The organism is Vibrio sp. CJQ_6 (assembly GCF_043106745.1).
Taxonomy (GTDB): Bacteria; Pseudomonadota; Gammaproteobacteria; order Enterobacterales; family Vibrionaceae; genus Vibrio; species Vibrio furnissii.
Genome location: NZ_JBICMV010000004.1, coordinates 67,718 through 93,915, shown reverse-complemented (window position 1 = coordinate 93,915; position 26,198 = coordinate 67,718). Strand labels below are relative to the sequence as shown.

Sequence of the window (26,198 nt, the reverse complement as noted above, 5' to 3'; positions counted from 1 at the left end):
GTTGAGCAAGCGAGGGATGAACCATAAGGCCACATCAACGGGACTTGGGTGTGTCTTCTTTTCTTAAAGAATTATCGCTTTTGCACAAAGAATAATGACAAAGCAGTGAAAACTTTTACGCTTGCTTGATACACTTTGCCATAATTTTGAATGCCAAACTTCTGTTCGCCCGGCGAAAAGGCGCACAGACTGGCTATAGTAACACTTAATTAGCGGTCAAAAAATCTATGCTAAGACGTCGTCAGCAAAACCCATCACAAAAACGCGCACCCAGCGGTCAGGTTCGCATCATCAGCGGCCTATGGCGAGGACGCAAACTGCCCGTGCACGATGCCGAAGGCTTGCGCCCAACCACCGATCGCGTCAAAGAAACGCTGTTTAACTGGCTCGCCCAAGACATCCCGCACGCCAAGTGCCTCGACCTATTTGCCGGCTCTGGCGGTTTAGGTTTTGAAGCGGCGTCGCGTCAGGCCGAGAAGGTCACCATGCTGGAGATGAACCCGCAAGCCTTTGCGCAGCTCAAAACCAACATCGCCGCGCTCAAAGCCAGCACCATTGAAGCCATCAACACCGATACACTCGCCTACCTCAACCAACCGGGCCAAGGCTACGATGTGGTGTTTATCGACCCGCCGTTCCGTCAAGGTTTGTTACAACAAACGGTGCAGTTATTGGAGCAAAACGGGTGGCTTGCGCCCAACGCCATGATTTATATTGAGAGCGAAAAAGAACTGCCCCTGACTGAGCTACCAGAACACTGGCAACTGTATCGTGAGAAAATTGCGGGTCAGGTGTGTTACCGACTGTTTGAAAGGACATCCGAATGAAAATTCTGCTGGCGTTAGCCAAAGCTGCCATCGCGTTCGTCTGGTTGATACTGCTGATCAACATCGTGATGCCATTTCCGGGCAAAGCGGCAATCGCGCTGTACATCATGACCGCCTTCCTGTTTTTTATGCACGGTTTGCAGATGCTGATCTTCGTTGGCGCGTTTGGTGACAAAATCAAAATGAGTGGCTGGGAGAAATGGTCCATTTTGATTTTTGGTATCTTTGCGTTGCTCGATATTCGCCGCAAACACATGATGTAAAAAAACCGCCGAATGGCGGTTTTTTTACATCCCTACGTAACTCTTAATGCCGTTGAGCAGCATCTGCGTCGACATCATCACCAACAGCAGTCCCATCAGGCGCTCGACCGCTTTAAGGCCGCGCTCGCCGAGCACTTTGTGGAAGAAGCCATAGAACATCAAAATCAGGAACGTGCCCGCCCAAGCGAGAATCACCGCCGCCGACAGCTCCAGTAAATTGTCTGGGTATTGCGTGGACAAGAGCAGCAACGCGGCAATCACAGACGGACCGGCGATCATCGGAATCGCCATCGGCACGATAAACGGTTCTTCCCCCGCGGCAAGGCCGGTGATGCTGCCAGCGCTGGGGAAAATCATCTTGATGGCGATAATAAACAGAATGATACCGCCGGAAATGCTTAAGGTTTCTGGCTGCACATGCAGGAAGCTGAGTATCGATTGACCGGCAAACAGAAACAGCATCAGAATCACCAGCGCAAAACAGAGCTCGCGAACCAACACTTTACGACGACGTTTGGGATCCAAGTGTTTCAGAATGGACAACACCACGGGCAAGTTGCCCAGCGGGTCCATGATCAGAAACAGCATGGTCGCAGCCGATAAAATCTCCATAACACCTCAATACCACAGCAAAAATTTTGCGCAGTATATCAGCGTCACTTATGGATTTCGATGTGTATTACGGTGAAAAATGCGCCGTTTCCGGCCATTAATGTTGGCACACACGCGCTTGGTTGAGATGCCAGAGACCGTCCTCAATCACCACTTTGCGTTTGTCTTGGAAGAAGGTCAGCAAGCTGTCCAAATCCAACCCGCTGAGTTTGCAGGTATGGAAACGTGCGTTAGCACCAAATTCGCGGCATACCACGTCACGCAGCGCGCTTTCGGTCATTGGGGTTTGTTTGATCAGGTGGAGGACTTGATGAGCATGAATGTCCGGTGTCATGAGCGTTCTCGCTTGGGTAGAAAAAATCAACTGTACCCAACGGAGTGCCGCTTGGCTTTGACGTAGCTCAGGGCAACAGCACAACCGAGGCCACAATCAGCCCTTGCGCCAACAAATAGCTGCCAGAAATCAGGTACTGACCCAACGGCAAGGGGTGCCGATAGTCATGGATGGCCAGCAGCAACGCCGACAACATCAACACCAAGCTGCCCACAAACCCAGCCAGTGAAGCATCGGAAGGCAGCTTCAACCACACTTCCCCCGCCGCCCAAGCCATCTGCAACAGCATGATGCCCATGATCGTCACCGGAAAAATCAGCGTATCGAGCTGCGGCAGCAGCAGAAAAAAGGCCACAATGCTGGTGGCAATCAGCAATGCAGGTAGCCACCAGACGATGGCCCCGGAGATTTGTACCCAGAACGCTTTGCTGTAAAACAGCTGCGACAGCAAAAAGGCGCCAAAACAGAGTTTCGGCCGCCATTGCAATAGGTGCAGCGCATCGGCCAGCAACGCCGCGCACAAGCCCACAGCGACCCACACGACCGGCGCTGAAGCAGCCGCAGCATGTGTCACGGTGATATAGAGAAGCAGGGCTAAACTCGTCACTTTAAACACTAACGCGTGCGTGAGTTTGTTGTTTTCAAACGCAGAAATGCTGATAAGTCCCGATACCGCGACAGAAATCCAGCTCCACATGCCTCTACCTCTTTAGAAATCTGCCGCCAGTGTAGGCATGTGACATTCGATGTCCAGAACCAAGCGGCAAAAGTTGGATCTTGATTGCGATTCAACCGCAAACTGTGGGGCTGTTTAAAACTATCACCCATCATGGCCTGTTTACCTTTTCATCAACAAACCCAGAAAAAACCCGCCAGCCTAACCACACGATAAAAAACAACGTTTTCAATAACAAAACCCAAAGAAAACCGCATGAAACACAACGTCACACACCAAATAATTGAAAACCAAAATAAATACAAATCAAAAAGTTAAATAAAAACAACCACTCAAATCACGCCAGCCACCCTGCAATGCAAAAACAAAACCATTGAGGAAGTTTACACTCAGAAACAACTGGACCAACCACCAAAAGGTGAGATTAATTCTCATCTATAAAAATAATTTTCTTAAAAAATGAGAATTCACCTAAAAATCACCTCCCTCACACCGCTAACTAGCAAAAACCGGACAAAAGGAATCATGAAACATCAAGTTAACCTTTATAAAAGCAATAAATTCAATACTTTATAAAACATAAAGATTATTTTAAACTCACAATGATTAATTGATAAACGCACCAAAACCACACATTTAACTCACCATTTTAGGGCTGATAGCCAGATATAGAATGCTATTTTTAACCATTTTAGAAAGATGGTCTTGATCAAGCCGTTAAACTAGTGCTATTCTAAATTCACTGAAGGAAACAAATTTAAAGGAGCAGTGTTATGATTTCTTCATCTCAGAAACAAGGACTAGTAATGATCGCAGTAATCGTTGGTTTGATGACACTGCCGATGATGTACTAAGCATCTGTTAAACAACAAAAAAGGACGCCAAGGCGTCCTTTTTTTCATACTCAATATTGTACTTACTGCAGATGTTGCGATAACTCTTCCCAATGAATGTAATACACCACCATCGCCGCCAAGGTCATCAGCAGCATTAACATCACCGCCACTCGCCAAATAAATCGGCCACTGCGTGGGGTTAGCTCTTTTTCACACTCCAAACAGACCGCCAGAAAGGCTTTTCGATCGTCTAATTGGTAGTGCTCCTGTTGCGTGACATCCCCACCAATGCTGGCGACATAGCGCAGCTTGGCTAACACATCATGCGGCAGACGATCAGCACAGCTGTTGATCAGCGCTTCAAGTGAGTCCCCTTGGGCGTGATATTGCATGCGTAGCAATGTCTCTAGCCTGCGCGTTTGCATCATTACTTGTTCACTATCGGACATGACCGCCTCCCTTGCTCATCCACTCAGTTTTTGTCGTTCTTGTTAACAGAGTCTTACTCCATAGATAGGGGTGAGAAAAGCTCACTTCTAGCTTAGCCTTCAATCCTAGTATGAAAGTGTGATACCTGCCGAAAAACTCATCTCTATTACTGTGCATCACGCGGGTTATTTCGTCAAAGTGCTCGTAAAATCAGATTATTAGAATGTCATTGCTACCAAAAAGGAGGCGTGAATGCCGGGTGTATTTTGGATTGCGTTAGGCGGATTGATTGCCGTCGGGCTGTGGTTGTTTTCTCGTTTCTATCGTCGGCACATACACGGGGAGAACGCGCCGGAGCGCCACGTGCAAGTCACCGTGTTAGACAAGCAAAGCATTGATATCCCTCACCCATTACCGGGACAAGATGACCGAGAATACTGGGTTTACGTCCAAAAAGGTCAATGGGGGCCAAAACGGGAGTTTCAGGTTGGCATTCACTATTTCCACGCGCTGAATCCCGGCGACCGCGGCACACTCACCTACCGCGGCACCGACTTTATTCATTTTGCCCTGCAACGTTAGGGCAATAACCAACGGGTTTTCGCGCTGCGTGAGACCAACCAGCTCACACCCAACGACGCCGCACCGCTCAACACGATCCACATAGGGATCACCCACCCCGGGTGTCCCTGATGCCAACCGTAGGCTTTCATCGGCCACAAGAAGATGGGGTGCAGTAGGTAAATCCCCAAGCTGTGCTGACTGATGAACGCCACCACCGTTTGCGCTCGTGGCGACAGATGATCAGCCCACGCACGGCAGAGAATAAACACCATGCTGGCTGCCAAAATGGTATTGAGCGTTTTGTACGACAACCAGCGCTCGACGATGTAGCTCTGATATTGCAGGCTCACCGAAACCACCGAAGTCACCGTGACGTACAATGCACCGCCCCCTAGCAACAGCGCTGCCATCACCACCCAGCGATTGTTGGGCACTTTCTGATACAGCAAATAGCCGAGCAACAGGTAACCACTGTAGAGCCACAGTTCCAGATTCCACACGCCATCGATGTAAAACAGGAACAGCGTCGCGGTCAGCATCCACACCGCCACCCACGCACAAATCGCCAGTGTATCGACCCGTTTCACCAGCCACTGGAACAGCGGAATGACAAAATAAAGCGGAATGAAGTAATAGAAAAAGCCCAGATGGTAATAGGTTTCGTGCTGCGGGCTGTGTTTGAGTGTCTCAAGCGCGATTTGGCCATCAAACCCGCTCGCACTCCACCCAGAGAGATACGCATAGAACAGCGACCAAATCATGAAAGGCACCAGCACCTTGCCTAAGCGACGTCGCAGATAATAATGGAGATCAAAAGGACGCGGGTCGCTCAGCATCAACGCACCGGAAATCAGAATAAACACAGGCACCGCCCAGCGACTGAGGCCATTGACAGTGACTGCGGTCAGCCACTCCGACAAAGGAATCGTGCCCAATTCCTGCCGATAGGGCGCCAACACATGAATGCCGATCACGGCCACCGCCGCGACACAGCGCAACATATCAAAAAAGATTATTCGTTTCGTCATCACTCACGCTCATCAAACACCGAAACCTCACTATAGAACGATTGGTAGCCAAAGTGTAAACCAGCGGTCAACGATGGGTTAACTCGCGCAAACTTTTTGATTTTGATAGCTAATACCTATTACAGCGATGCACACAATCGAATATAGGTCTACAAAGTACAGGGTTATTATACTTGCAACGATTTCACAGAAATCCATTTAATTTTTCGATTACTAAGAAGGTGAGTGTTATGACTACTAATCTAATCGGCCTGGACCGCAACCAAAGCCAACAACTTGCTCAGTCACTCAACCGCCTACTGGCCAACTACCAGGTGTTCTACATGAACACTCGCGGTTACCATTGGAATATCAAAGGTAAAGAGTTCTTTGAGCTACACGCAAAATTTGAAGAGATCTACACCGATCTGCAACTCAAAATCGATGAACTGGCTGAACGTATTCTGACCTTGGGCCACCAACCACTGCACAGTTTTAGCAGCTACTTGGAAAGCACCGAGATCAAAGAGCACACCAACGCGACCGACGGTCAGAGCACCATGAACGGTTTGGTGAACGGGTTTAGCGCCCTGATCACGCAGCAACGTACCATTGCAGAACTTGCCGGTGAAGCGGGCGACGAAGGCACCGCAGCGCTCATGAGCGACTATATTCGTGAACAAGAAAAACTGGTGTGGATGCTGAATGCATGGCTGCAATAAGCCATTCCGCGTCACATTGCCCCCCATCAAGCAACAAGCCCGTTTAACGGGCTTGTGATGACAGTTTCGGTAATCCGAGCGAAATAAGGCTGGTCAGCATGAGGAAGCCCAAAGACACCCAGAGACATGCGGCCAGCCCCCCCACCTGAAATAGATAACCTGATAAGATCGTCCCGATTAAACGCCCCATCGCGTTGGCCATGTAGTAAAACCCCACATCGAGCGACACGCCATCGCCCTTGGCATAACTGACGATCAAATACGAATGCAGGGATGAGTTGACCGCAAACACCGCGCCAAACAGCATCAAGCCCATGGTAATGACCCATTGTGGGTGCCAGTTCAGCGTGACACCGATCGCCACCCCCGCCGTCACCACACTCAGCATCACCGCCCAGCGCAATGCCGCATGACCATCCGGCAATTTACCCTGCGCTTTGCCCGTCATGCGCGGCGCAAAACCTTGCACCACGCCATAACCAATGACCCACAGCGCCAAAAAGCCGCCCACCCAGATGTGATCCCAGCCAAACACCGTGCCGAGATAAACCGGCAGTGCAACCACAAACCACACATCGCGCGCGCCAAACAAAAACAGACGCGCCGCCGAGAGAATGTTCACCGACCGCGATTTGGAGAATATTTCCGAGAACTTAGGCTTGGCTTTGGCTTTGCCAAGGTCAGCACTCAGCCAACACAAACTGCCGATGAGCACCAGCACCAGCACTGCCGCCATGCACGCCACCGCAAGCTGAAAACCGAGTGCCGTCAGCAACACGCCACCCAAAAAGAATCCCGCACCTTTGAGGGCGTTTTTCGAGCCGGTTAAAATGGCGACCCAGCGATACAGCGCGCCCTGTTGTTCATCTGGCACCAGTGTTTTAATTGCGCTTTTGGCACTCATCTTATTGAGGTCTTTGGCGATGCCGGACAGCGCCTGCGCCGCCATCACCCAAGGAATGGTCAGCCACACGCTGGGCAGCGCCAGCATTCCCAACGCAACGATTTGCATCGCCAGCCCGACGTTCATGGTGCGATTGAGCCCCAATCGCGCGCCCAGCCAGCCCCCAATGAGGTTGGTGACCACGCCAAAGAACTCGTAAAACAGAAACAGCGAGGCGATCGCCAGCGTGTCGTAACCGAGCTGATGGAAATAGAGCACCACCAGCATGCGCAGCGCACCATCCGTCAGCGTGAAGTTCCAGTAGTTGAACGTCACCAGCATGTACTGACGGATCGAGTGGTCTAATTTGGCATAAGTTTTCAACATATTCCGATCCAACATGAGCTTTGGGATCATGATGATCCCAAAGCTCGATTAGCTGATCACACCCGCAACGTGTTCGATGTAACAGCGCTGCTCCGCTTTAGTAAACGCGCCCGGACGCAGAGCCTGAATGCGTTCAATACACTGATCCAGCGGCCAGCCGAGGTCGAGTAACACATGCCCGGCCAGCAAACCGGTACGACCCGATCCCCCCATGCAGTGGATCGCCACTTTGTCGCCGCGTTTGAGCACACTGCGCAGTTGCGGGCTGACGGTGGGCCAGTGCTCCGTAAACAGCGCATCCGGCACACTGTCGTCTTCAATCGGCAGATGAATCCACATCATGCCCAGCGCTTGGGCGGTATAACCGAGTTGCTCGACCTGCTTGGCGGCCATCTCGTCACGCGTGATCGCGCTGACAATCACATGCACGCCTTGCGCTTTCAGTTGCGTCAAGCTGTCAAACAAGCTGACCTCTTTGGTACCCGGGCACGGCATCAGCACCAACGCCGCTTGCTCGACCGGCAGTTCCCATGTCGGATGCATCATTTCGCCAGCCCCACCTTACGCACCAGTTCAGCGGTGCGAGTCGCGTAACCCATTTCGTTGTCGTACCACGCATAGATTTTCACCATGCGCGTGCCCACCACCATGGTCGACAGCGCATCAACGATAGTCGAGCGTGGGTCACCGCGGTAATCAATCGACACCAGCGGTTTTTCTTCGAAACCGAGGATCCCTTGCAGCTCACCTTGCGCGGCTTCTTTCAGCAGCGCATTGACTTCTTCGGCGGTGGTATCGCGTTTCACATCAAAAATGATGTCGGTCAGCGACGCATTCGCCAGCGGTACACGCACCGCGTGACCGTTAATCTTGCCTGCCAGTTCTGGGAAAATTTCCACAATCGCCGTCGCGCTGCCGGTGGTGGTTGGGATCAGGCTCATGCCGCACGCTCGGGCACGGCGCAAATCTTTGTGCGGCGCATCCAAAATGGTTTGTGTGTTGGTCAAATCGTGAATGGTGGTGAACGACGACTGCTCAATGCCGAGTTTTTCGTGAATCACTTTCACCACGGGGGCAATGCAGTTGGTGGTGCACGAAGCCGCCGTAACGATGCGATGCTGCGCGGGGTCGAAAATGTGGTCGTTCACCCCAACCACGATGTTGGCAATGCCCGGCTCTTTGACCGGTGCCGACACCACCACTCGCTTGACGCCCTGCGCCAGATACTGGTTCAAGAACGCTGTTTTGCGATGCACGCCCGTGGCTTCAATCACCACATCGCACCCTGACCAATCCACCGCGCTGATGTCACGCTCCTGACTGGTGGTGATGCGCGCGTCACCAATCAGCATGGTGTTGCCTTGCGCTTCCACCGCATGATGCCAACGCCCTTGCACCGAATCGAACGCCAGTAGATGCGCCAGTGTTGCCGTATCACCCGCCACATCATTGATGTGCACAAATTCGATGTCTGGCCAGTCAAACGCTGCACGCATTGCCAAACGGCCAATGCGGCCAAATCCATTGATTCCGACTTTAATGGTCATGTTTTTCTCCTTAACAGCACGGGCGATCGGCCATGGTCGCCAGTCGCTGACTGTCGACGCCGTATTGTTGTTGCAAACAGTTGGATTGTTTTAATCCATCGATGATTTTATTCAGCCAGCCCGGGAGCTGGTCTGACACTTGGTAATACACCCATTGCCCCTGGCGCTCGTCCACCAGCACACCGCTTTGGCGCAACTGCGCCAGATGGCGTGACACTTTCGGTTGGCTCTCTTGCAGCGCGTGCGTCAGTTCGCACACGCACAGGCGCTTTTCGCGCGCAATCAGCAGCAGGCAGCGCATACGCGTTTCATCCGCCAGCAGCTTGAAAAATTGGTGAGGTAGCATTGGCATCTCCAATATATTCACATATCCATATATCTTAATTACAAAAAAGCACGCGTCAATGCGCGTGCTTTCACTGTCATAAAAGTTTCATCTACAGCAGGCGATTCACATCCTGACTCCAGCGTTGAGCGGCTGCGAGATGGTTGGTGACCTCGTTGACCTGCAACCCCAGTTGCAAGCAGCAGTTTTCCACCCCTTGCCAATCAGCATGCTCAAAACACTCTTCCAGATTGAGCAATTCGCCAAACGGTCCGATGCGCTGATTGAGCGCATCTTTGATCGCTTTGGTCAGCGGCAACTGTTCCACCAACTCGCCGAGTGACGTGTCCAACAAGGCATCGAGCACCGAAAACAGGCCAATGATGAAGGCCTGATCTTTAAACTCGACAAACGGGCGACGCGATGCCATCAACTGACAGAACTGCGCCCGCTGCAACGACAAGTTGTACAGCTCTTTGGGCTTTTTGACCGAGATGTAAGACGCCACCGCCAGCGAGACAAAGATTTTCAGCCGATCTTGCCCAAGATACACCAAGGCTTGGCGAAATGAAGAGATAGGCACCGCGAGGCGATCCGACATGCTGTTGACAAAGCGCAGCAGCTTGTACGACAGCGCGATGTCTTGCGCCACAATGTGTTCAATGCGCTCAAAATCAACGTCGGGACGGCACACTTCCTGAAACAGTTGCATCGCCAGCACGTGTTCCGGGCTGATGTAGCGCTGTTTGATGATTTGCGGCTTGCTGAAGAAGTAGCCTTGAAAGAAGGTAAACCCGGCGCGGCGTGTCTGATCAAACTGCGCTTCGGTTTCGACCCGTTCCGCCAAAAAGCGGCGACGACTGCCGTGATCGAGGCGTTGACGAACGAATTCGCACGCTTCATCCACCCCCAGCGCCATGATGTCGAGTTTGACAATGTGCACGTACGGCAGGAATCGCTCCCACTCCGGCGCATAAACAAAGTCATCCAGCGCGATCAAGTAACCACGCGCGCCAAGCTCGCGCACCGCTTCAAGCAGTTCATCGGTCGGCGAACAGGTTTCCAGCACCTCCACCACGATCTGCTCTCTGGGCAGTGTCAGCGGCAAGCGGCGCAATAAGCTTTTGTACGGAAAATTAATAAAACAGCGTGAACGGGCAATCGACGGGTTGGTGCCGACGGCCAGAAAATTTTCGACAATCAGTCGATATGTCGCACGATCAGAGTCCATGTGCTCAGGAAACGCATTCTCTTCCCCATCACGAAACAGCAGTTCATATCCTAATGTCTGCCGCTTCGCGTTTAAGATGGGTTGTCGTGCTACATAAGTGGTATACATGTCACCCTCAAACGCATTCGGCGCCGGTGATGATTAGGCTTTGGCCGCTGCCAGCAGCGCACCACAGCCCATAAACATGGTGCCGAATACTCGATTAATTTTACGCATAATGCGATCGGAGCGAATAAAACGCCCCATCTGTGACGCCAACGAGGTGTAGCCCAACATCACAAAGGCATCTATGGTAACGGTTGTGATGCCCAGCACCAAGAGCTGAGTGAGCTGATCCCCTGTTGGATCAAGAAACTGTGGAAATAAAGCCACCAAAAACACAATCGACTTCGGATTGGTCAGATTAATCAACACCGCTTTACGCAGCAACGTGCCTGCGCGCTGGTTTTGCGTGGCACTCTCCGCCATCAAACTGCTGCGATCGCGCCATTTTTGAATACCGAGCCACACCAGATACACGGCGCCCACCCATTTGATCAGTGTAAACGCCAGTGCCGATTGTGCCACCAAGGCGCCAATGCCCGCGCCCACCAACACAATGTGAATCGCCAAACCAATTTGCAGCCCCGCAATGGCGGCCAGCGACTTGCGCGTGCCGTAACTCAAACCATTACTGATTGAATTGACGGTGCCGGATCCCGGCGCCAAGCTAAACACAATCGCCGTCGCCACATAAGCCAACCAAACATGCGTATCCATTGCAATTCCTCCCAACTCGCTTATTCTAGCGACCTTAGACAACTAATTTGATACTCACCCATTGTGATGAGTCGAGCCCGTGTTATGACCTCACCTTATACTCAAGAGTCCAACTTTGAGCAAGCAATCCAGCATCAGATTGCCGATTTGTGGCGCACGCGTGATGAAGGGGTTTATCGTGCGTTCGACAAGACCCAACTCTATTGGTGCTCATTAACCAAGCCGGAACACCGCAAAGCCATTGTGGTGGTCAACGGTCGCATCGAATCCGCTTGGAAGTATCAAGAACTGTTTTACGATCTGTTTCAGCAAGGATACGACATTTATGCCTACGACCATCGCGGTCAGGGCTTGTCTGACCGCTTGATTGACGAACGAGAAATGGGTTATGTCGGCGAATTCCACGATTACGTTCAAGACCTCGCCGGCTTGCTCGACATGTGGGATCTCAGCCGCTATCCACAGCGTTTTCTTTTGGGCCATTCGATGGGCGGCGCGATCGCCACCCGCTTGGTGCAAACCCATCCGCAACATGGGTTTCACGCCATGGCGCTCAGCGCACCGATGTTTGGCGTGCACATGGCGTGGCAACTGCGTCCGGTGGCACTACCGCTGTCACAAATGCTCACGGCCATTTACCACAAACCGACTTACGCGCCGGGCTACAGCGCGTATTATCCCAAGCCGTTTGAAATCAACCCGCTCACCCATAGCGAAGTACGCTACCGCTGGTTCCGCGACCTGTACGAAGCCAAACCAGAACTGAAACTGGGCGGCCCCAGCACACGCTGGGTGTGGCAAGGGTTGATGGGTGCCAAACAGTGCATTTTGCTGACGCGCCAAGTGCGGCTGCCCACTTTGGTGATTCAGGCTGAAGCCGACACCATCGTCAGCAACCAAGCGCAAACCCGGTTTGTGACCAAACTGGCACGCACCAACCCGCACAGTGAGATCGAGGTGGTGCTGGGCGCGCGGCATGAACTGCTGTTTGAACAAGATCAGTATCGCAATCAAGCGCTGGACGCCGTCCTCAGCCACTTTGCGCACGCCAGCGAGGCTAAATAGAGGAAATTTTGCTGTGGTAGGTTTACCCTCTTTTTCCTCTTTCGCTTCACGTACACTAACCGCTCAGAAACGCGCGAGCATCGCCGCTATTTCACCTGTGACTAAGAGGGTTTTATGACCACTGAACGTAACGCATCGCCATACCGTATTGTGGCTTCCGATCTTGACGGCACGCTGCTGGCACCGAATCATCAACTGAGTCCGTTTGCCAAACAGACGCTGCACGATCTGCATCAGAAAGGCTACACGTTCATTTTTGCCACCGGACGCCACCACGTCGACGTGGCGGGCATTCGTGAAATTGCGGGCATTCCGGCTTATATGATCACGTCCAATGGCGCGCGCGTGCACGACCAAAACGGCCGTGAAATGTACAGCAAAAACGTGCCACCTCAGCTCGTGCAAGCGATCATCGATGTGGTCAAACACGAACCGGACATTTACGTGCACCTGTACCGCAATGACGAATGGTTGCTCAACCGTGAAGATGAAGTACTGCGTAACTTCCATGAAGAATCCGGCTTTAGCTACCACCTGTTTGATGTGAATGCGGCCCCGACCGACGGCGTTGCCAAAGTGTTTTTCAGCAATGAAAGTCACGACCACGAGCAACTGGTGCACTACGAAACCCTCATCAACCAACACTTTGGCGATCAGGTGAACGTGGCGTTCTCCACCCCATGGTGTTTAGAAGTGATGTGTGCCGGCGTATCCAAAGGCGATGCGCTGCAAGCCGTGGCAGAATCGCTCGGCCTGACACTCGACAACTGCATCGCGTTTGGTGATGGCATGAACGATGTGGAAATGCTATCGATGGCAGGCAAAGGCCTCATCATGGGCACAGCGCACGAGAAAGTGATGCACGCCCTGCCTAACAACGAAGTGATCGGCAGCAACGCCGATGATGCCGTGCCGCACTACCTGCAAACGCACCTGATTTAATCACGCGCTTCTTTGCATCGCGTCCCAAGGCAGCCTCGGCTGCCTTTTTGCGCGCTCAGGCACAAGGCGCACGCCCTAATGCGCCTTGCCAATAACGAAATCATCAACGTTCACCGCCCAACAGGAAACCTTTTGTGTTCGCCGCGTGTCAATAGAGATGGTGTCTGGTTCTGTTTTGAACAGCCAATATGCCATAATGAAACCCGTTTAATGTTCTGTCACGAGGAAGAGATCCCATGAAGGCGCTGAGAACCCCAGCCGCAATCCTGACCGCCCTTGCCCTCCAAGCGTGCTCCAGCACACCCGGCCCTCAGCCCACCCCCGCTGAACCGCCGAAAGCCAGCTTGGACCAACCGGCCTCCATTCAACCCCAACCGTTTGTGGTGCGTGGTCAGGTCGTGATCGGCCCGGAAGTGCGCTCGCTCACCCCGTGTGGCAGCAATCAACAACTGCTGCTTGACCTGTCACCCACGCAGGTCAAACAAGCCACCGATTTAGCCCATTCGCCCTATCAAATCATGTACGGCGAAGTGATTGGGCATCTGGCGCCGCCCAGCAAGACAGGCTACAACGGCGATTACGCCGCGCGCTTTGTGGTCGACCAAGTGAACATGCTCAGTGCTGAAAACCCACAGCGCTGCAACTTAGCGGCCACGCCAACGCGCGCATTTGGCACCGAACCCTTCTGGTCGATGAACTACACCGCCGATGGCCTGACATTCCAGCCGCTTGGCGGCCCGAAACAGACGTTCGCGATTGACAGCAGCCGGTTGTCGGCCAACCAGCGGGTTTATCGTTTCGAAGATGGCGAACTGACCCTGACACGCGAAGCGTGCGCGGATGGCATGAGCGACACGCTGTATGGCTGGCGCTCTGAACTGAGCCTCAAAGGCGGTGACTACCAAGGTTGTGCGACCTTGGGCAACAGCGATCCAACGCTGGAGTGGGTTGGCACTTACTTTGCCAGTTCCACCCAAACTACAGGCTTTAGCGTGACCTTAAACCTCGATGCCGATCATATGGCGACCACCCGCTACCACTACAGCAGCGGCGAAGCCGACATTGTCGAACGCGGCTACTGGCAGCAGCTCAATCCGCGTCAAATTCAAGTGGTGATGACCCAACATCAGCAGCAGTATTTGGTGTCGGAACGCGTCTTCACGCGCGAGGGCAGCACGCTCAGCGCCGAGAAAGAGAAAGTCGGCGACGTGGTTTACCCCATTGCCAACGGCGGGCTGGTGCTATTTTCTGCCCGACAAGCCAGTTCCCCCGCCGCAAGCCCTGCGCCGCTGAGCGATCACCAGATCGTCTCGCGGGACGACTACGAAGAAGATGTCGATCAAGCGCTGCGTCGCTACTTTGCATTGCATCACACCGCGCCGGACAACACGCAGTATCGCTGGTTGAAATACGATCTCACCGGTGACAACCAACCAGAACTGCTGGTGCAGTTGGATTGGTGTGGTTCCGGGGGCTGCACGCTGTTGGTATTCCAGCAGCAGAATCAGGAGTGGCGTTTTAACAGCCGCATTACTTTGGTGCGGACCCCCTTTCAACTCGGTAAGCACAACACGCATGGATGGCAGGATCTGATGCTGCCGGTGAGTGGCGGCGGCGCACAAGCTGCGACGCACCGCTTGCAATACAACGGCATCAGCTATCCGGTCAATCCGAGTGTGGCCGACGTGGCGCAAAGCGAGGAGATCAGCGGCGTGACCTTATTTGCCGATGGCCTCTCCCCCAAACAAGCGGGCGTGAAACTGTGACACCTTGCCCACACTGCTTGCTGGTTCACCAATGTGTGTGCCAACAGGTGCCCCAGCTGACCAGTGCGCTGCAACTCTCGTTGCTGATGCACGACAACGAACGGTCGCGTGACACCAACACGGGGCGCTGGCTGACGGCCGCCCTGCCCGATTGCCAAGCGTTCAGTTGGAGCCGCGTCGAACCCAACGCAGCGCTCAAGGCACGCATCGCCGATCCAAGCCATTACTCCGTGTTGGTCTATCCGGGCGAGCCGAGTCTTCATGTGGAAGACGCACTGGCGCAAGCACGCGCGTTGCATCGGAAGCCGCATTTTATTTTGCTCGACGGCACCTGGCAGGAAGCAAAGAAAATGGAACGCAAAAGCCCGTGGCTTAAGGATTTACCCCGAGTCGCCCTCAGTTCGCAACAGCTGTCGCAATACCGCCTGCGACGCAATCAAAGCGACGGGCACCTGTGTACCTTGGAAGTGGGATGTGAACTGCTGCGCGCTCTCGATGAGGCGCCGCAGGCCGATGCCTTGGCGGCGTTTTTTGCGCAGTTTATGGCCATCTTTCAGGCCGATAAGAGTGGCCATCGCTGGCCACATCCTTGATCGTGCGCGGCCGCACGCCTCAACCGAGCCGTTGCGGCGCGCCCAAATGAAAACCTTGTAGGTAATCGACCCCCATCGCTTCACTGATGCGACGCACCTCATCGTTATGCACAAACTCCGCCACGGTTTTGGCATTCAGTACTTGGCACAGTTGCACCAACTGCTGTGCAATGCGGCGCTGTTTGATGTCTTGGTCGATGTTGCGGATCAGGCTGCCATCGAGCTTGATCACCTGCGGTTCCAGTTTGACGATTTCATCAATGTTGGAATATCCCGAGCCAAAGTCATCGACGATGATGCTCGCGCCCAGCGAGCGGAAGTGGTTACACACTTCAATCATGTGGCCGTAGTCTTTGATCTGCTCCGTTTCCAACACTTCCAGCCCCACGCGGCTTGGGTCGGGTAACGATTTGATCGCCTCTTCCAAGTTGAGCAGCGTGCGCTCACTCATGAAATCTTGTGGCGCGAGGTTAATCGAAAACGCTTCATGGCGATCGCGCATCAAGTCAAAGGTGCGGTTGATCATTTGGCGACTGAGGCGCGTGTAGAGATGGGTGCCTTCGATGATGGGCAAAAAACGCCCCGGCAGAATAATTTCGCCGTCGTCATCGATGCGCACCAAGCACTCCAACGACGCCAGTTCATGACTGTGCGCTTTGTAGATCGGCTGCGCGTACACCAAAACGTTGTTATCCAACACCGCGCGGCTCACGCACGACAACCATCCCAATCGTTCCTGACGCATCTGCTCTTGCGCGCGCAATTGGCTGGCGTTACAGAAATGACGGTTGTGTTGATGCGCGTGGCGGCGTGCTTCGATGGCACGCAGCAGCAAATCATCCGGGTCTTTGTCCGGGAAATCACGTCGACTGACCAAACCGGCACACAGCGACACCGACACGTAATCCACTTCCGGCAGCCCAAACGGCTCGAAATTGACGTGTTCCAACTGATCAACAAACTGCGAGAATGTCAGGTGAATAAATGCTTCATCCGCCTCACTGCGAAACAGCGTCGCCCATTCGCCCACCCCGATGGCAAACAGCTCACTGCGGCCGGGCAAATGTTGCTGCAAATAGTGCTGAAAATGGGCGCTGAGATCTTGCAGCAGGCGATCCCCCACCTGATACCCGTACTTTTCATTGATTTGGTTAAAGTTGGTTAACTTGAGCGCCAGCAGATGATGACTTCCCGCCATGCGCAGCAGTTTCTCGCGCAGCACCACGCGGTTGGGTAATCCGGTACGCGGGTCGACGCGATAACTGGCGGTCAGCATGCTGGCTTGGCTTTGAATCTTATAAGCCAGATTGTGGTTCATCTCGTCCAAGTCGCTCAGCGAGTTGCGAATCAAACTAAACAGCGGCGCAATCACATCATGGCGACCCAGTGAGAAAGGTTCAGCGCGGCGCTCAACCGTGTCCCCTTCGCGCAGTGCCAAGTAGGTCATGCTGTGATGCAGCGAACGTTGCAGCGTGCCATCGTGCCACAGCTCCCCCATGCAATAACAGCCTTGGGTTGGCGCGACCGATTGCAGCGGTAACAGCTCTTGGTTCTCTTCAATAAATTCCAAGCGGGACGTGCAGTTGTAGACAAAAATCTGCTCTGGCTGAAATGCACGCAGCTGCTCGGCGCCAAAATAGACCTGTTCTAAGGTCAGGGACGGATGGTCAAAGCAGAAACGCACTTCGTCGCCCACCGACAGCGCTTGATTCAGCACAATCCCCGGTTCATCTTCATACATCGGTACGTAGACATCTTGCTGCTGCAAATCGCCCTTGATGAGCGGAAAGTTGTGCAGCATCTCAAACGGCACATGCTGCCCATCGCCGAGGTAGCGGTTGTACACCTCTTGCACGGGCATGTCATCGAGACGATACAGCGTCTTGCCGTCGGTCTTGGTGACGCGGAAATGGCGCCCAATCGGGTTCCACTCTGTATACGCCGCATTGCTGGCGTGCAATGTGTCACCGTGCAATGCCACCGCCACCATCGCATCGCGATAGGTTTGCGTCCCCAACAGCACCCAACGGCCGTCGTCACCATCTGAGGCGGCACCCCCTGCCACCGGCACATTCGGCGCCAAATGGTTGAACGCACCAATGCGTTCAGAGCGCTCCATACTCAGGTACTCGGCAAAACAGAGTATCGCTTGGGTATTGGGCTGCAGCGCCAGCGCGGTGACCAGTGTTTGAGTGTCTCGCACCGGGTTGTTGCTAAAACGGCTGACCGCCGCGCTCACCGTGGCCTCCGCAAACTGCGTCATCAGCAGCAAAGTGCCTTGATGATGAATGTCTCCGTTGTGAATGATCTGCCCGGTGCTCAGCCCCACCAACTGCGCGTCGGGATAGCGCTGAACGATCTGTTCGGCAAACGGGGTAATGTCTTGAGCGGGCAGGCTGGAGAACACCTGAATGAGTGTCTGGCCCTGCGCAGAAAACTCGAAAGCCGACAGGGCATGGTGTAGCGATTGATGTGCTGGGATAAAAAGAGAGGATGTAAACATGTAATCCAACTAACTCATCATGAGTGACTGGCGATCCAACGAACTGATTACCTTAAAACATACTGACTAAGAAGTTAATTGTTGTGAATGGAAATCACAACGTTGATTCACAGAATCAGTTGATTAAGTTGAGATAGCGTCTCTATTTCAACGTCCGGCAGCAGTTTCATCTGCGGCGTTGCACGTAGGGTGAGACCTTGATCGTTGTACCAGCAGGCTTGAAAACCGCACTGTTTGGCGCCTTGCACATCCGTCACCGGGTGGTCACCCACGTGTAAAATGGCCTGCGCCGGCAACGCCAGAAAAGCGCGCGCTTTATCAAACATATCGGGATACGGTTTAGCATGGCCATCCGGCCCGGCTTTGAAAACACGTTGAAAATAACGGCTGAGGCCAATTTTTTCGACATCGACATTGCCGTTGGTGATCGCCACCAGCGGCACCTTCGTCGCCAAATGGCTCATCACGCGGTGGGTTTCTTCAGGCACATCAACGCAGCTGCGCAGCTGCGTCATTTGGTCGATGGTGTCATTCGCTGCTTGCTCGGCTTGGAGCGGCGCATAGCCGAGCGCCAGCAACCCTTGGCGAATCTGCTCATACCGCCACAAGGTGACATCGTGCGGCAACCATGGGTTGTCTTGCGCGATGCGCAGCTTGAGAGCCTTCCACCACGCCATCGGCTGCGTCGCCGCGACTGGGTGTTCCCGATGCAACCATGCCGCCACTTGCTGCTCCACATGACGAATCACCGGGCGGTTATCGTACAGGGTATCATCCAAATCAAAGGTGAGGGCTTGAATGGGCGGCAAGTTGCGGTAAATCAGCATCGGTTACTCCTTGGCTTTTTTGTGCGCACGCGGATGCGCTTGGTCATACACTTCCGCCAAATGTTGAAAATCCAAATGGGTATAAATTTGCGTGGTGGAGATGTTCTCGTGTCCGAGCAGCTCTTGCACCGCGCGCAGGTTGTTGCTCGATTCCAACATGTGGGTGGCAAACGAGTGGCGTAATTTGTGCGGGCTGATGTGGCTGGCCACCGACTGCTTGTGGCCCCATTCCGCCATACGTTTTTGCACGTTGCGGTGCGAGATACGCGCGCCCAGTTGAGAGATAAACAGCGCGGGTTCGTCGCCTTTGAGCAGCGAACTACGCACCTTGAGCCATTTCCCGACCCACTCTTTGGCTTGGCCGGCAAACGGCGCTTTACGCTCTTTGTTACCTTTACCGATAACGCGAATTTCGCCGGCGCTGAGGCTCACATCGCGCACATTGATCGCCACCAGCTCAGCCAAACGCAGGCCCGCGCCGTACATCAGTTCCATCATGGCGCGATCACGAATCGACAGGGGGTCGTCTTCGTTCACTTCCAGCAACTGCGCCATTTCGTCCACATCGAGGTTTTTCGGCAGCGGGCGTTTCTTGCGCGGCGCCGACACCCCTTTGGCTGGGTTGGCATTCAGCTCGCCACGCAGGATCAGAAAATCAAAAAAGCTGCGCAGCGACGACAAGCGAGTCGCCAAACTGCTGGCTTTCATGCCGTCGCGCATGCCTTTACTCGCCAATTGGCGCACCCAACCGGCATCCACTTGCTGCCATTGATTGAGCCCCATGTGGTTGAGGTGCTGCGCCATGGTGGTGAGCTGCTGTTTGTAGTTGCGCTGCGTGTGTAAGCTCAGCCCCTTTTCACTGCGCAAATACTCGTAAAAGCGCTCCAGAGGCCGACCTAAACTGTCAGGCAGAGGGGTGGCTGAGTCGATCATGTTCGTTCACCTGCCAAGGTAGAATCTCAATTAGATGCGACAACACCAGCGCCAGATGACGCAAAAACAGCGTATCCATGCATGGCTGGAAGTGGCCGCCATCGTCACTGGCAAACGCCAGCACGCCCTGCGGGTTGCGTTTGACCAGCGGCAAAATCACGTACGATCCCATCTCCGGTGCCAGATGATCTTCACCGAACAGATGATGGCGATCCACCTGACGCAAACGGCCGAGATAGGCGCTTTTGCCATTGAAATGATTGGTTGAAAATCGTTGCCACTGCTCTTTGCTCAGGGCATAACGAGGGTGGTCGTGACCCAAAAGGCGCACATACGCGGTTAAGCCAAGCAACTGCGCTTTGGCTTCAATCGCGCGGCACACTTCGGTCAGCGTGGCACATTGCAGGATCTGCTCTTGCAAGTCCATGAATTCATGAAAGGTGCGATCGTTGTTGGCGGCCAGAGACATCAAGGTGGTGATCTCTTCTTCCAACTCATCGATTCGCTGGCGCTGACGCGCCATTTGAATGTGCACCAGTGACACCGACCCCATCTCCTGATGCGGCAGTGCCAACCGGTCCACCAGATCCGGACGGTGAGAAAAGAAGTCCGGATGGTCTTTGAGATACTCTGCGACCACTTCGGCCGTCAGCGCATCAGCTTCCAGTTGCGACACAACAAATCCTTATTAGCAAGAGAGCTGGCCGTCAAAGACGTGCGTCGCAGGGCCAGTCATGTACAGCGGTTTACCCGGACCTTGCCAGCTGATTTCTAAATCGCCGCCCGGCAGATGCACCGTGACGGTATCATCAAGCAACCCTTGCACCACGCCCACAGCCACTGCGCCACACGCGCCGCTGCCACAGGCCTGAGTTTCACCCGCGCCGCGTTCGTACACACGCAAGTTCACTTCATTGCGATTGAGCACCTGCATAAAGCCCGCATTCACGCGCTCCGGGAAACGCTCGTGTGATTCCAACAGCGGTCCCAGCGTCTCGACATTGGCAGTCGTTACGTCATCCACCACCGTCACCACGTGCGGATTCCCCATGCTCACCGCGCCACAGAACAGGGTTTGCTCTTCCACACGCATGATGTAGGTTTTTTCCGCTTGCTTGGCACGGAATGGGATTTTGCTCGGCTCAAATTCCGGCACACCCATGTTGACGGTAATCTGATCATCGTCTTCGACAATCAGCACCATTTTGCCTTTCTTGGTGCTGACGCTGATGCTGTATTTGTTGGTCAGGCCTTTCATGCGCACAAAGCGGGCAAAACAGCGCGCGCCGTTGCCACACTGTTCTACTTCGCTGCCATCGGCGTTGAAGATGCGGTAATGAAAGTCGGTCTCTGGATCGTAAGGCGCTTCAACCACCAACAGTTGGTCAAAGCCCACCCCGGTATGACGATCCGCCATACGGCGGATCAACTCAGGGGAAAAGAAAACGTTCTGGGTAATGCAGTCCACGACCATGAAGTCATTACCCAAACCGTGCATTTTAGAAAAATGGAAATGCATAAGTCGTCACTTTACTCCGGCAGAAGGCTCTCAAGGGCCCACAGGCTCGACAGCTCTTCGCGTTGGCGCACCACGTGGGTGGTTTCACCATCGACAATCACTTCCGCCGCACGCGTGCGCGTGTTGTAGTTCGACGACATCGCAAACCCATACGCACCAGCAGAACGCACTGCCAGCAAATCCCCTTGCTGAAGCACCAGCGAACGGTCTTTGCCTAAGAAGTCACCCGTTTCACACACAGGTCCCACTAAATCATAGGTCAATGCAGCGCCTTCGCGCGGCGACACTGGCACAATATCTTGCCACGCTTGGTACAACGCCGGACGCATCAGGTCATTCATCGCGGCATCAATGATGGCGAAGTTTTTGTGTTCGGTGTGTTTGAGGTACTCAACACGAGTCAGCAGCACGCCAGCGTTAGCCGCAATGGCACGACCCGGTTCAAAAATCAGTTCCAACTCTTGATGATTCGCCAGACGCGACAACAGCGCTTTGGCGTATTCAGAAGGTTGGGGTGGCAATTCATCACGATACACCACGCCCAGACCGCCCCCCACATCCAGATGTTTGATGTGGATGCCTTCCGCTTTCAGGTTGTCAATCAGCGCCAACAAACGATCGGTTGCGTCGATAAATGGTTCAATCGCCGTCAGTTGCGAGCCGATGTGGCAGTCGATGCCATGAATTGAAATGTGATCGAGGCGTTGCGCCAAACGGTACACATCCGGCGCACGATCAAACGCGATACCAAATTTGTTGTCGCGCAGGCCAGTCGAAATATAAGGGTGCGTTTTGGCGTCGACATCCGGATTGATGCGCAGTGAAATTGGGGCTTTGACACCCATCTCGCCCGCCACTTGGTTCAGGCGCTCCAGCTCAGATTCCGACTCCACGTTGAAGCACTTGATCTTCAGCGCCAAGGCGCGTTTCATCTCGGCAGCGGTTTTACCCACGCCGGAGAACACTACTTTCGCCGGGTCACCGCCCGCAGCGACGACACGTTCCAGCTCACCCGCTGACACAATATCAAAGCCCGATCCCAAACGCGCCAGTGTGTTGAGCACCCCGAGGTTCGAGTTCGCTTTCACCGCATAACAAACCAGGTGGGGATGATCGCCGACCGATTTGTCAAACGCGTGCCAGTGACGCTCCAGCGTCGCACGGGAATAGACATACAGCGGCGTGCCATAATCCTCAGCCAATTGAGCCAGTGATACGTTTTCCGCCCAAAGTTGGCCATCATCCTGATAATTGAAGTAATCCAAAATACTTTCCCTTAATATAATTGTTTGAATTTACTGATTTTGTTCACTCTGTTGAGCGTCATCAGGCATGTACAGCGGGCCTGTTTGACCGCAGCCTGCCAAAGTGAGAACGGACAACAAAAACAGTGCGGTGATGGACTTTTTCATTTTGCATATCGTGATTATTGAATCAATGCCCCCTATAATCGCACCACAATCAGGAAAAGCAATAGGATAGACAGGATGAACGAGACTGAATTTCATCAACTGGTCGACAGCCAGATGCAAATCATTGAAGAAGCCATTGATGATTCCGGCGCGGACATCGATTTCGAAACCTCCGGCAATGTGATGACGCTGGAATTTGATGATGGCAGCCAGATCATCATCAACCGCCAAGAGCCGATGAAAGAGATTTGGTTGGCATCGAAATCCGGCGGCTTCCACTTTCAGTGGAAAGCGCAGCAGTGGATCTGCTCAAAAACCGGCATCGAGCTGTTTGAGATGGTGAAGCAAGAGTGTGAAAAACACGCAGGGGAACACATCGATTGGGCCTAATCGCCGCCGACAAAAAAGAGCACCTTGGGTGCTCTTTTTTTGAGGCAATGATCGCGGGTTTGTCTTACGCGTTTACCGCTTTGGATGGCTTGGAATAGACCGCGGAATCATTGCGGTAAGGCGCCACGTAACTGTCGCCCTCTTCCGGATGGATGATTTGATAGTACTGCGGCAAGTTGAAGTTAATCAGCTTCGACGCCAGTTGGTTGTCATCACGCACCGACGTATAGAAGCTGTTGACGCTGGCAATCATCTCATCTTTTTCGCCGCTGAACTGGTGGTAGACTTCCACGCGGTTGGTTTCATCCAGCACGTAAATGTTGAAGCCTTTTTCGGTGTCTTCAAAGAAGAACTGCACCAACCCTTCACTGGCAAAGCCATCTACCACATCCGGCAGTTGATAATCCTGCTCGCGATCCAGCATCAGCAGCGGTGAGCCTTTGAGTTTGTTGGTTGAAATACTGCGGTAGAAGTCGACCGAGTTTTCCAAACGCTGCACCGAGACCCCACGACGTTCAAAGAACAAACCGTACATTTGCGACCCGATACGCAGCGCTTTAAAGCGGCGACGTTTCTCTTGTTCCACCGGTTTGAGGCGCAAATCAATGCACTCAGCCAGCAGTTGATACACCAAGTTGCGCATCACACCACGCAGGTTTTTGCTGTAGCAGAACACGTCGACCGATTCCGGCGGCAACGCGTCTTGGTGCATTTTACCCAACACGGTTTTCAGCGCATCCAGCATCGCGGTTTCGCCTTCAAAGTGCAGCGTCCGCACTTCTTGCCACGAGTTGCGATAGACCAAATCGACACTGCCGACCAGGCAACGCTGCTCCGCGCCGAAACTGAAGATATCGACATTCTTGACGTCAACTTTGAGCGATTTGCCACTCAGTTCGGTCGTCGGGTCGTTTTCAAAGTTGATGAACATCGCCAGTTGGCTGATTTCACACGGACTCGCCAGCGCCGACATGGTCGGACGACGTTTGTGCAGCGAGAAGGTGTTGCGCAGGTCGCTCACCATTTGATAGAACTTGTCGATGTCGAGATGCGCTTCACGCACCACCGAATGCAGGCGCGTCGATTCGGTGATCAGGCCGTTGAAAAACGCCCACGCCACCAGTTTACTCAGGTATTCGTTGTGCTCGAGATACGGCTGACCCAAAATGCGATGCGCCACCAGCGGCTGCTTATACAGATACCAGCCCGCCTTGTTGGTGCGGCCCGGACACACTTCGATGAAGGTCAGGTCGGGTTCATGCAAGTCAGGAGAAATCTGCGGATTGAGCAGGGTGACTTTCCCCGGCAGCACTTCAAACGCCGCGTAGAGTTTACGCGCCAGAATCGAGATATCTTGTGGGCTGATCGCCGAGGTAATGTCGTTGCGACGCGCAAACTGAATCAGGTTACGGTAGCTGACCATCAACGCATCCAGCAACGCATGGTGTACGCCTTTGACTTGCTCGACTTTCCAGTTACGGCGGTTGTCGAGTTCCTCAATCACATCCGGCCCCCAGTGCCAGGTTTTGATCATGTCGTTTAGCGCTTCACGGCGCCAAGCCACCGATCCCACCCCCGGTTCACGGGAGAGTTTTTCATGGGTTTTGAGGTAGAAACAACGACGCACCAAATCAAGACGCGCATGATCGCCAATGCGTTCCAGATAACAGGTCACCTTGGCCAGCATCAGATAATAGGCGTCCATGCTGTAGAGATCGGGCTCATGCGCAAAGAAACGACGCTTGGTATCGATACTGAGCAGTTGTGTGTGCGGGTACTCCCACGAATACGCTTCCAGCAGCGTCGCTTTCAGCACTGACTTATAAGGCGAGTCGATACTCTTGTACAACTGCCATAAGTTGGCACCGAAATACTCTTCGGCCGGAATCCGATTGAGACGACCAAAGTCGATCCATTCACTGCAGTCAATGTACGCATTGGCACATAACTGTTTCACGTATTCGTCGTAGCACTCTTCCATCTCCGGTGGCACGATTTGCCACAGCAGACGTTTGCCCGCCAAACGCACTGCCGAGCGATAAAACTCATCCAGCAGTAACAAATGCTGAGACGAACCACAGTTTTCCCCAGTCATTTCATCCGACTGATTATGGCGAAAACGCTGTTCATCCATGATGAAGAAGTTCGCTTCCACCCCTTGGCTTTTCGCCCAGTCGGTGATCAGCAGGCACTTATTCCCCAATGTTTCACGTGAATCACAATCCATATCGGCATCCACACACACCCAGATATCGAGATCGCTCGACGTGCTCTGACCAATCGATGAGGTACTGCCCATGGTGTACAAACCAAGAATGGCCGGACGCGGCGCAGTCTCCAACGCTTGACCGATCGCCAGCTCCGTGTCGTCGACCATCAGTTGCTGAATGTCATTCAGTTCGAAATGGTGTACGCCATACGGCACATCGTCGGCAAAATAGCCGGGAATGAGGGGATGATTGTAATGAAACAGTGCGGGAATGAGATGAAAAACACGCTGACCTTGCAAATCCATAAGCGCCAGCGCTCGCTCTGTGCGTTGCCGGTTCAGCTTATCCAGTCTCTGTATTAAGGTCGTTGTGTAAGCCTGCAAGGTGGATTCCTTGGTTGAAACATAAATGCGCGTTTTGGTTGTGTTTTATGCGAATGCGTCAACAAAACGTGATCAATTTAACACTTTAATTCCTATTGGTAAAGCGATCTGCTCACCATGTCACACCAAAGTCGTAGTGCCACAAGGCTTGAATTCACGACCGTTCCTAGTGTCGACGCTAACGGTTGCTTTGTAATAATAGCGCAGTTTACAAACGAGAACCTAGTCACACAATTTTGCGCGATCGGTGTGA

28 protein-coding genes and 1 pseudogene are annotated in these 26,198 nt (G+C 53.4%); 9 read left to right on the top strand and 20 right to left on the bottom strand.

Annotated features, from left to right (window positions below; all coding sequences use genetic code 11):
- The first annotated feature begins 227 nt into the window (after positions 1 to 227).
- On the top strand, positions 228 to 827 hold the full coding sequence (gene rsmD, locus ACF8PK_RS00470) for a 16S rRNA (guanine(966)-N(2))-methyltransferase RsmD (protein WP_004724406.1): 600 nt from the start codon (positions 228 to 230) through the stop codon (positions 825 to 827).
- Positions 824 to 1,090, top strand: a complete 267-nt coding sequence (locus ACF8PK_RS00465; protein WP_004724405.1) for a DUF1145 domain-containing protein — start codon at positions 824 to 826, stop codon at positions 1,088 to 1,090. Before rsmD ends, ACF8PK_RS00465 begins: the two co-directional genes overlap by 4 nt.
- 24 nt (positions 1,091 to 1,114) lie before the next feature.
- On the opposite strand, the gene ACF8PK_RS00460 is transcribed toward ACF8PK_RS00465, so the two are convergent.
- The 4 genes from ACF8PK_RS00460 to ACF8PK_RS00445 all read right to left on the bottom strand — a co-directional run bounded on the left by ACF8PK_RS00460 (position 1,115) and on the right by ACF8PK_RS00445 (position 3,997).
- Positions 1,115 to 1,702, bottom strand: coding sequence for a YhgN family NAAT transporter (locus ACF8PK_RS00460; RefSeq protein WP_004724403.1), 588 nt, complete (start codon positions 1,700 to 1,702; stop codon positions 1,115 to 1,117).
- Between the two features lie 97 nt (positions 1,703 to 1,799).
- The gene (locus ACF8PK_RS00455) at positions 1,800 to 2,036 is read right to left on the bottom strand and encodes a YecH family metal-binding protein (protein WP_004724402.1); all 237 of its coding nucleotides are present in this window, start codon (positions 2,034 to 2,036) and stop codon (positions 1,800 to 1,802) included.
- 67 nt (positions 2,037 to 2,103) lie between these two features.
- Positions 2,104 to 2,733, bottom strand: coding sequence for a lysoplasmalogenase (locus tag ACF8PK_RS00450; protein WP_004724399.1), 630 nt, complete (start codon positions 2,731 to 2,733; stop codon positions 2,104 to 2,106).
- Positions 2,734 to 3,628: 895 nt separating this feature from the next.
- Positions 3,629 to 3,997: a hypothetical protein gene (locus ACF8PK_RS00445; protein WP_004724398.1), complete on the bottom strand. Its 369-nt coding sequence runs from the start codon at positions 3,995 to 3,997 to the stop codon at positions 3,629 to 3,631.
- 232 nt (positions 3,998 to 4,229) lie between these two features.
- On the opposite strand from ACF8PK_RS00445, the gene ACF8PK_RS00440 reads away from it, so the two are divergent.
- Positions 4,230 to 4,559 carry a DUF2500 domain-containing protein gene (locus ACF8PK_RS00440; protein ID WP_004724395.1) on the top strand — a complete coding sequence of 110 codons (330 nt, stop codon included), beginning with the start codon at positions 4,230 to 4,232 and terminating at the stop codon, positions 4,557 to 4,559.
- On the opposite strand, the gene ACF8PK_RS00435 is transcribed toward ACF8PK_RS00440, so the two are convergent.
- Positions 4,556 to 5,569 (bottom strand): acyltransferase, encoded by a 1,014-nt coding sequence (locus tag ACF8PK_RS00435; RefSeq protein ID WP_038150728.1) that lies wholly within the window; start codon positions 5,567 to 5,569, stop codon positions 4,556 to 4,558. The two genes, ACF8PK_RS00440 and ACF8PK_RS00435, sit on opposite strands and share 4 nt — an antisense overlap.
- Positions 5,570 to 5,799: 230 nt before the next feature.
- Here ACF8PK_RS00435 and ACF8PK_RS00430 point away from each other — a divergent pair, with 230 nt between their 5' ends.
- Entirely contained in the window at positions 5,800 to 6,270 is a 471-nt protein-coding gene (locus ACF8PK_RS00430; protein ID WP_004724392.1) for a Dps family protein, read from the top strand.
- A gap of 43 nt (positions 6,271 to 6,313) precedes the next feature.
- Here the strand turns inward: ACF8PK_RS00430 and arsJ are convergent, their stop codons facing one another.
- The 6 genes from arsJ to rhtB all read right to left on the bottom strand — a co-directional run bounded on the left by arsJ (position 6,314) and on the right by rhtB (position 11,402).
- Complete coding sequence (arsJ, locus tag ACF8PK_RS00425; protein WP_014204253.1) at positions 6,314 to 7,540, bottom strand: organoarsenical effux MFS transporter ArsJ; 1,227 nt, start codon at positions 7,538 to 7,540, stop codon at positions 6,314 to 6,316.
- 48 nt (positions 7,541 to 7,588) lie between these two features.
- Positions 7,589 to 8,086 carry a cyclin-dependent kinase inhibitor 3 family protein gene (locus ACF8PK_RS00420; RefSeq protein ID WP_158141319.1) on the bottom strand — a complete coding sequence of 166 codons (498 nt, stop codon included), beginning with the start codon at positions 8,084 to 8,086 and terminating at the stop codon, positions 7,589 to 7,591.
- Positions 8,083 to 9,087: an ArsJ-associated glyceraldehyde-3-phosphate dehydrogenase gene (locus ACF8PK_RS00415; protein ID WP_154180511.1), complete on the bottom strand. Its 1,005-nt coding sequence runs from the start codon at positions 9,085 to 9,087 to the stop codon at positions 8,083 to 8,085. The genes ACF8PK_RS00420 and ACF8PK_RS00415 overlap by 4 nt, the downstream gene beginning before the upstream one ends.
- A gap of 10 nt (positions 9,088 to 9,097) precedes the next feature.
- Positions 9,098 to 9,433, bottom strand: a complete 336-nt coding sequence (locus tag ACF8PK_RS00410) for a metalloregulator ArsR/SmtB family transcription factor (protein WP_004724386.1) — start codon at positions 9,431 to 9,433, stop codon at positions 9,098 to 9,100.
- Between the two features lie 91 nt (positions 9,434 to 9,524).
- The gene (locus ACF8PK_RS00405; protein WP_004724383.1) at positions 9,525 to 10,751 is read right to left on the bottom strand and encodes an EAL and HDOD domain-containing protein; all 1,227 of its coding nucleotides are present in this window, start codon (positions 10,749 to 10,751) and stop codon (positions 9,525 to 9,527) included.
- A gap of 33 nt (positions 10,752 to 10,784) precedes the next feature.
- Entirely contained in the window at positions 10,785 to 11,402 is a 618-nt protein-coding gene (gene rhtB, locus ACF8PK_RS00400; RefSeq protein ID WP_014204250.1) for a homoserine/homoserine lactone efflux protein, read from the bottom strand.
- 84 nt (positions 11,403 to 11,486) lie between these two features.
- Between rhtB and ACF8PK_RS00395 the strand changes: the two genes are divergently transcribed.
- Positions 11,487 to 12,467 carry an alpha/beta fold hydrolase gene (locus ACF8PK_RS00395; RefSeq protein WP_392439492.1) on the top strand — a complete coding sequence of 327 codons (981 nt, stop codon included), beginning with the start codon at positions 11,487 to 11,489 and terminating at the stop codon, positions 12,465 to 12,467.
- A gap of 114 nt (positions 12,468 to 12,581) precedes the next feature.
- Positions 12,582 to 13,409: a Cof-type HAD-IIB family hydrolase gene (locus ACF8PK_RS00390; RefSeq protein ID WP_004724378.1), complete on the top strand. Its 828-nt coding sequence runs from the start codon at positions 12,582 to 12,584 to the stop codon at positions 13,407 to 13,409.
- Positions 13,410 to 13,526: 117 nt separating this feature from the next.
- On the opposite strand, the pseudogene ACF8PK_RS00385 reads toward ACF8PK_RS00390, so the two are convergent.
- Positions 13,527 to 13,604, bottom strand: a pseudogene (locus ACF8PK_RS00385) (EVE domain-containing protein); the annotation flags it as partial.
- A gap of 41 nt (positions 13,605 to 13,645) precedes the next feature.
- Here ACF8PK_RS00385 and ACF8PK_RS00380 point away from each other — a divergent pair.
- Positions 13,646 to 15,175 carry a COG3650 family protein gene (locus ACF8PK_RS00380; RefSeq protein ID WP_392439490.1) on the top strand — a complete coding sequence of 510 codons (1,530 nt, stop codon included), beginning with the start codon at positions 13,646 to 13,648 and terminating at the stop codon, positions 15,173 to 15,175.
- Positions 15,172 to 15,768: a tRNA-uridine aminocarboxypropyltransferase gene (locus tag ACF8PK_RS00375; RefSeq protein ID WP_392439488.1), complete on the top strand. Its 597-nt coding sequence runs from the start codon at positions 15,172 to 15,174 to the stop codon at positions 15,766 to 15,768. Before ACF8PK_RS00380 ends, ACF8PK_RS00375 begins: the two co-directional genes overlap by 4 nt.
- A 19-nt stretch (positions 15,769 to 15,787) precedes the next feature.
- On the opposite strand, the gene ACF8PK_RS00370 is transcribed toward ACF8PK_RS00375, so the two are convergent.
- The 7 genes from ACF8PK_RS00370 to ACF8PK_RS00340 all read right to left on the bottom strand — a co-directional run bounded on the left by ACF8PK_RS00370 (position 15,788) and on the right by ACF8PK_RS00340 (position 23,058).
- Positions 15,788 to 18,271 carry an EAL domain-containing protein gene (locus ACF8PK_RS00370; RefSeq protein WP_238770618.1) on the bottom strand — a complete coding sequence of 828 codons (2,484 nt, stop codon included), beginning with the start codon at positions 18,269 to 18,271 and terminating at the stop codon, positions 15,788 to 15,790.
- 107 nt (positions 18,272 to 18,378) lie between these two features.
- A complete protein-coding gene (gene yigB, locus ACF8PK_RS00365) occupies positions 18,379 to 19,098 on the bottom strand; it encodes a 5-amino-6-(5-phospho-D-ribitylamino)uracil phosphatase YigB (RefSeq protein ID WP_392439486.1) in 720 nt (239 codons plus the stop codon).
- Positions 19,099 to 19,101: 3 nt separating this feature from the next.
- Positions 19,102 to 20,031 carry a tyrosine recombinase XerC gene (gene xerC, locus ACF8PK_RS00360; RefSeq protein WP_004724367.1) on the bottom strand — a complete coding sequence of 310 codons (930 nt, stop codon included), beginning with the start codon at positions 20,029 to 20,031 and terminating at the stop codon, positions 19,102 to 19,104.
- Positions 20,003 to 20,707, bottom strand: a complete 705-nt coding sequence (locus ACF8PK_RS00355) for a DUF484 family protein (RefSeq protein ID WP_004724364.1) — start codon at positions 20,705 to 20,707, stop codon at positions 20,003 to 20,005. The genes xerC and ACF8PK_RS00355 overlap by 29 nt, the downstream gene beginning before the upstream one ends.
- 12 nt (positions 20,708 to 20,719) lie before the next feature.
- A complete protein-coding gene (gene dapF / locus ACF8PK_RS00350; protein WP_004724363.1) occupies positions 20,720 to 21,550 on the bottom strand; it encodes a diaminopimelate epimerase in 831 nt (276 codons plus the stop codon).
- An 11-nt stretch (positions 21,551 to 21,561) separates the two neighbouring features.
- Positions 21,562 to 22,815: a diaminopimelate decarboxylase gene (gene lysA, locus ACF8PK_RS00345; protein ID WP_014204244.1), complete on the bottom strand. Its 1,254-nt coding sequence runs from the start codon at positions 22,813 to 22,815 to the stop codon at positions 21,562 to 21,564.
- Positions 22,816 to 22,845: 30 nt separating this feature from the next.
- Positions 22,846 to 23,058: a lipoprotein gene (locus ACF8PK_RS00340; protein ID WP_172475412.1), complete on the bottom strand. Its 213-nt coding sequence runs from the start codon at positions 23,056 to 23,058 to the stop codon at positions 22,846 to 22,848.
- Between ACF8PK_RS00340 and cyaY the strand changes: the two genes are divergently transcribed.
- Positions 23,038 to 23,352: an iron donor protein CyaY gene (cyaY, locus tag ACF8PK_RS00335; protein ID WP_004724357.1), complete on the top strand. Its 315-nt coding sequence runs from the start codon at positions 23,038 to 23,040 to the stop codon at positions 23,350 to 23,352. The genes ACF8PK_RS00340 and cyaY overlap by 21 nt on opposite strands.
- A gap of 64 nt (positions 23,353 to 23,416) precedes the next feature.
- On the opposite strand, the gene ACF8PK_RS00330 is transcribed toward cyaY, so the two are convergent.
- The gene (locus ACF8PK_RS00330) at positions 23,417 to 25,945 is read right to left on the bottom strand and encodes a class I adenylate cyclase (protein WP_038150722.1); all 2,529 of its coding nucleotides are present in this window, start codon (positions 25,943 to 25,945) and stop codon (positions 23,417 to 23,419) included.
- Positions 25,946 to 26,198: the final 253 nt, after the last annotated feature.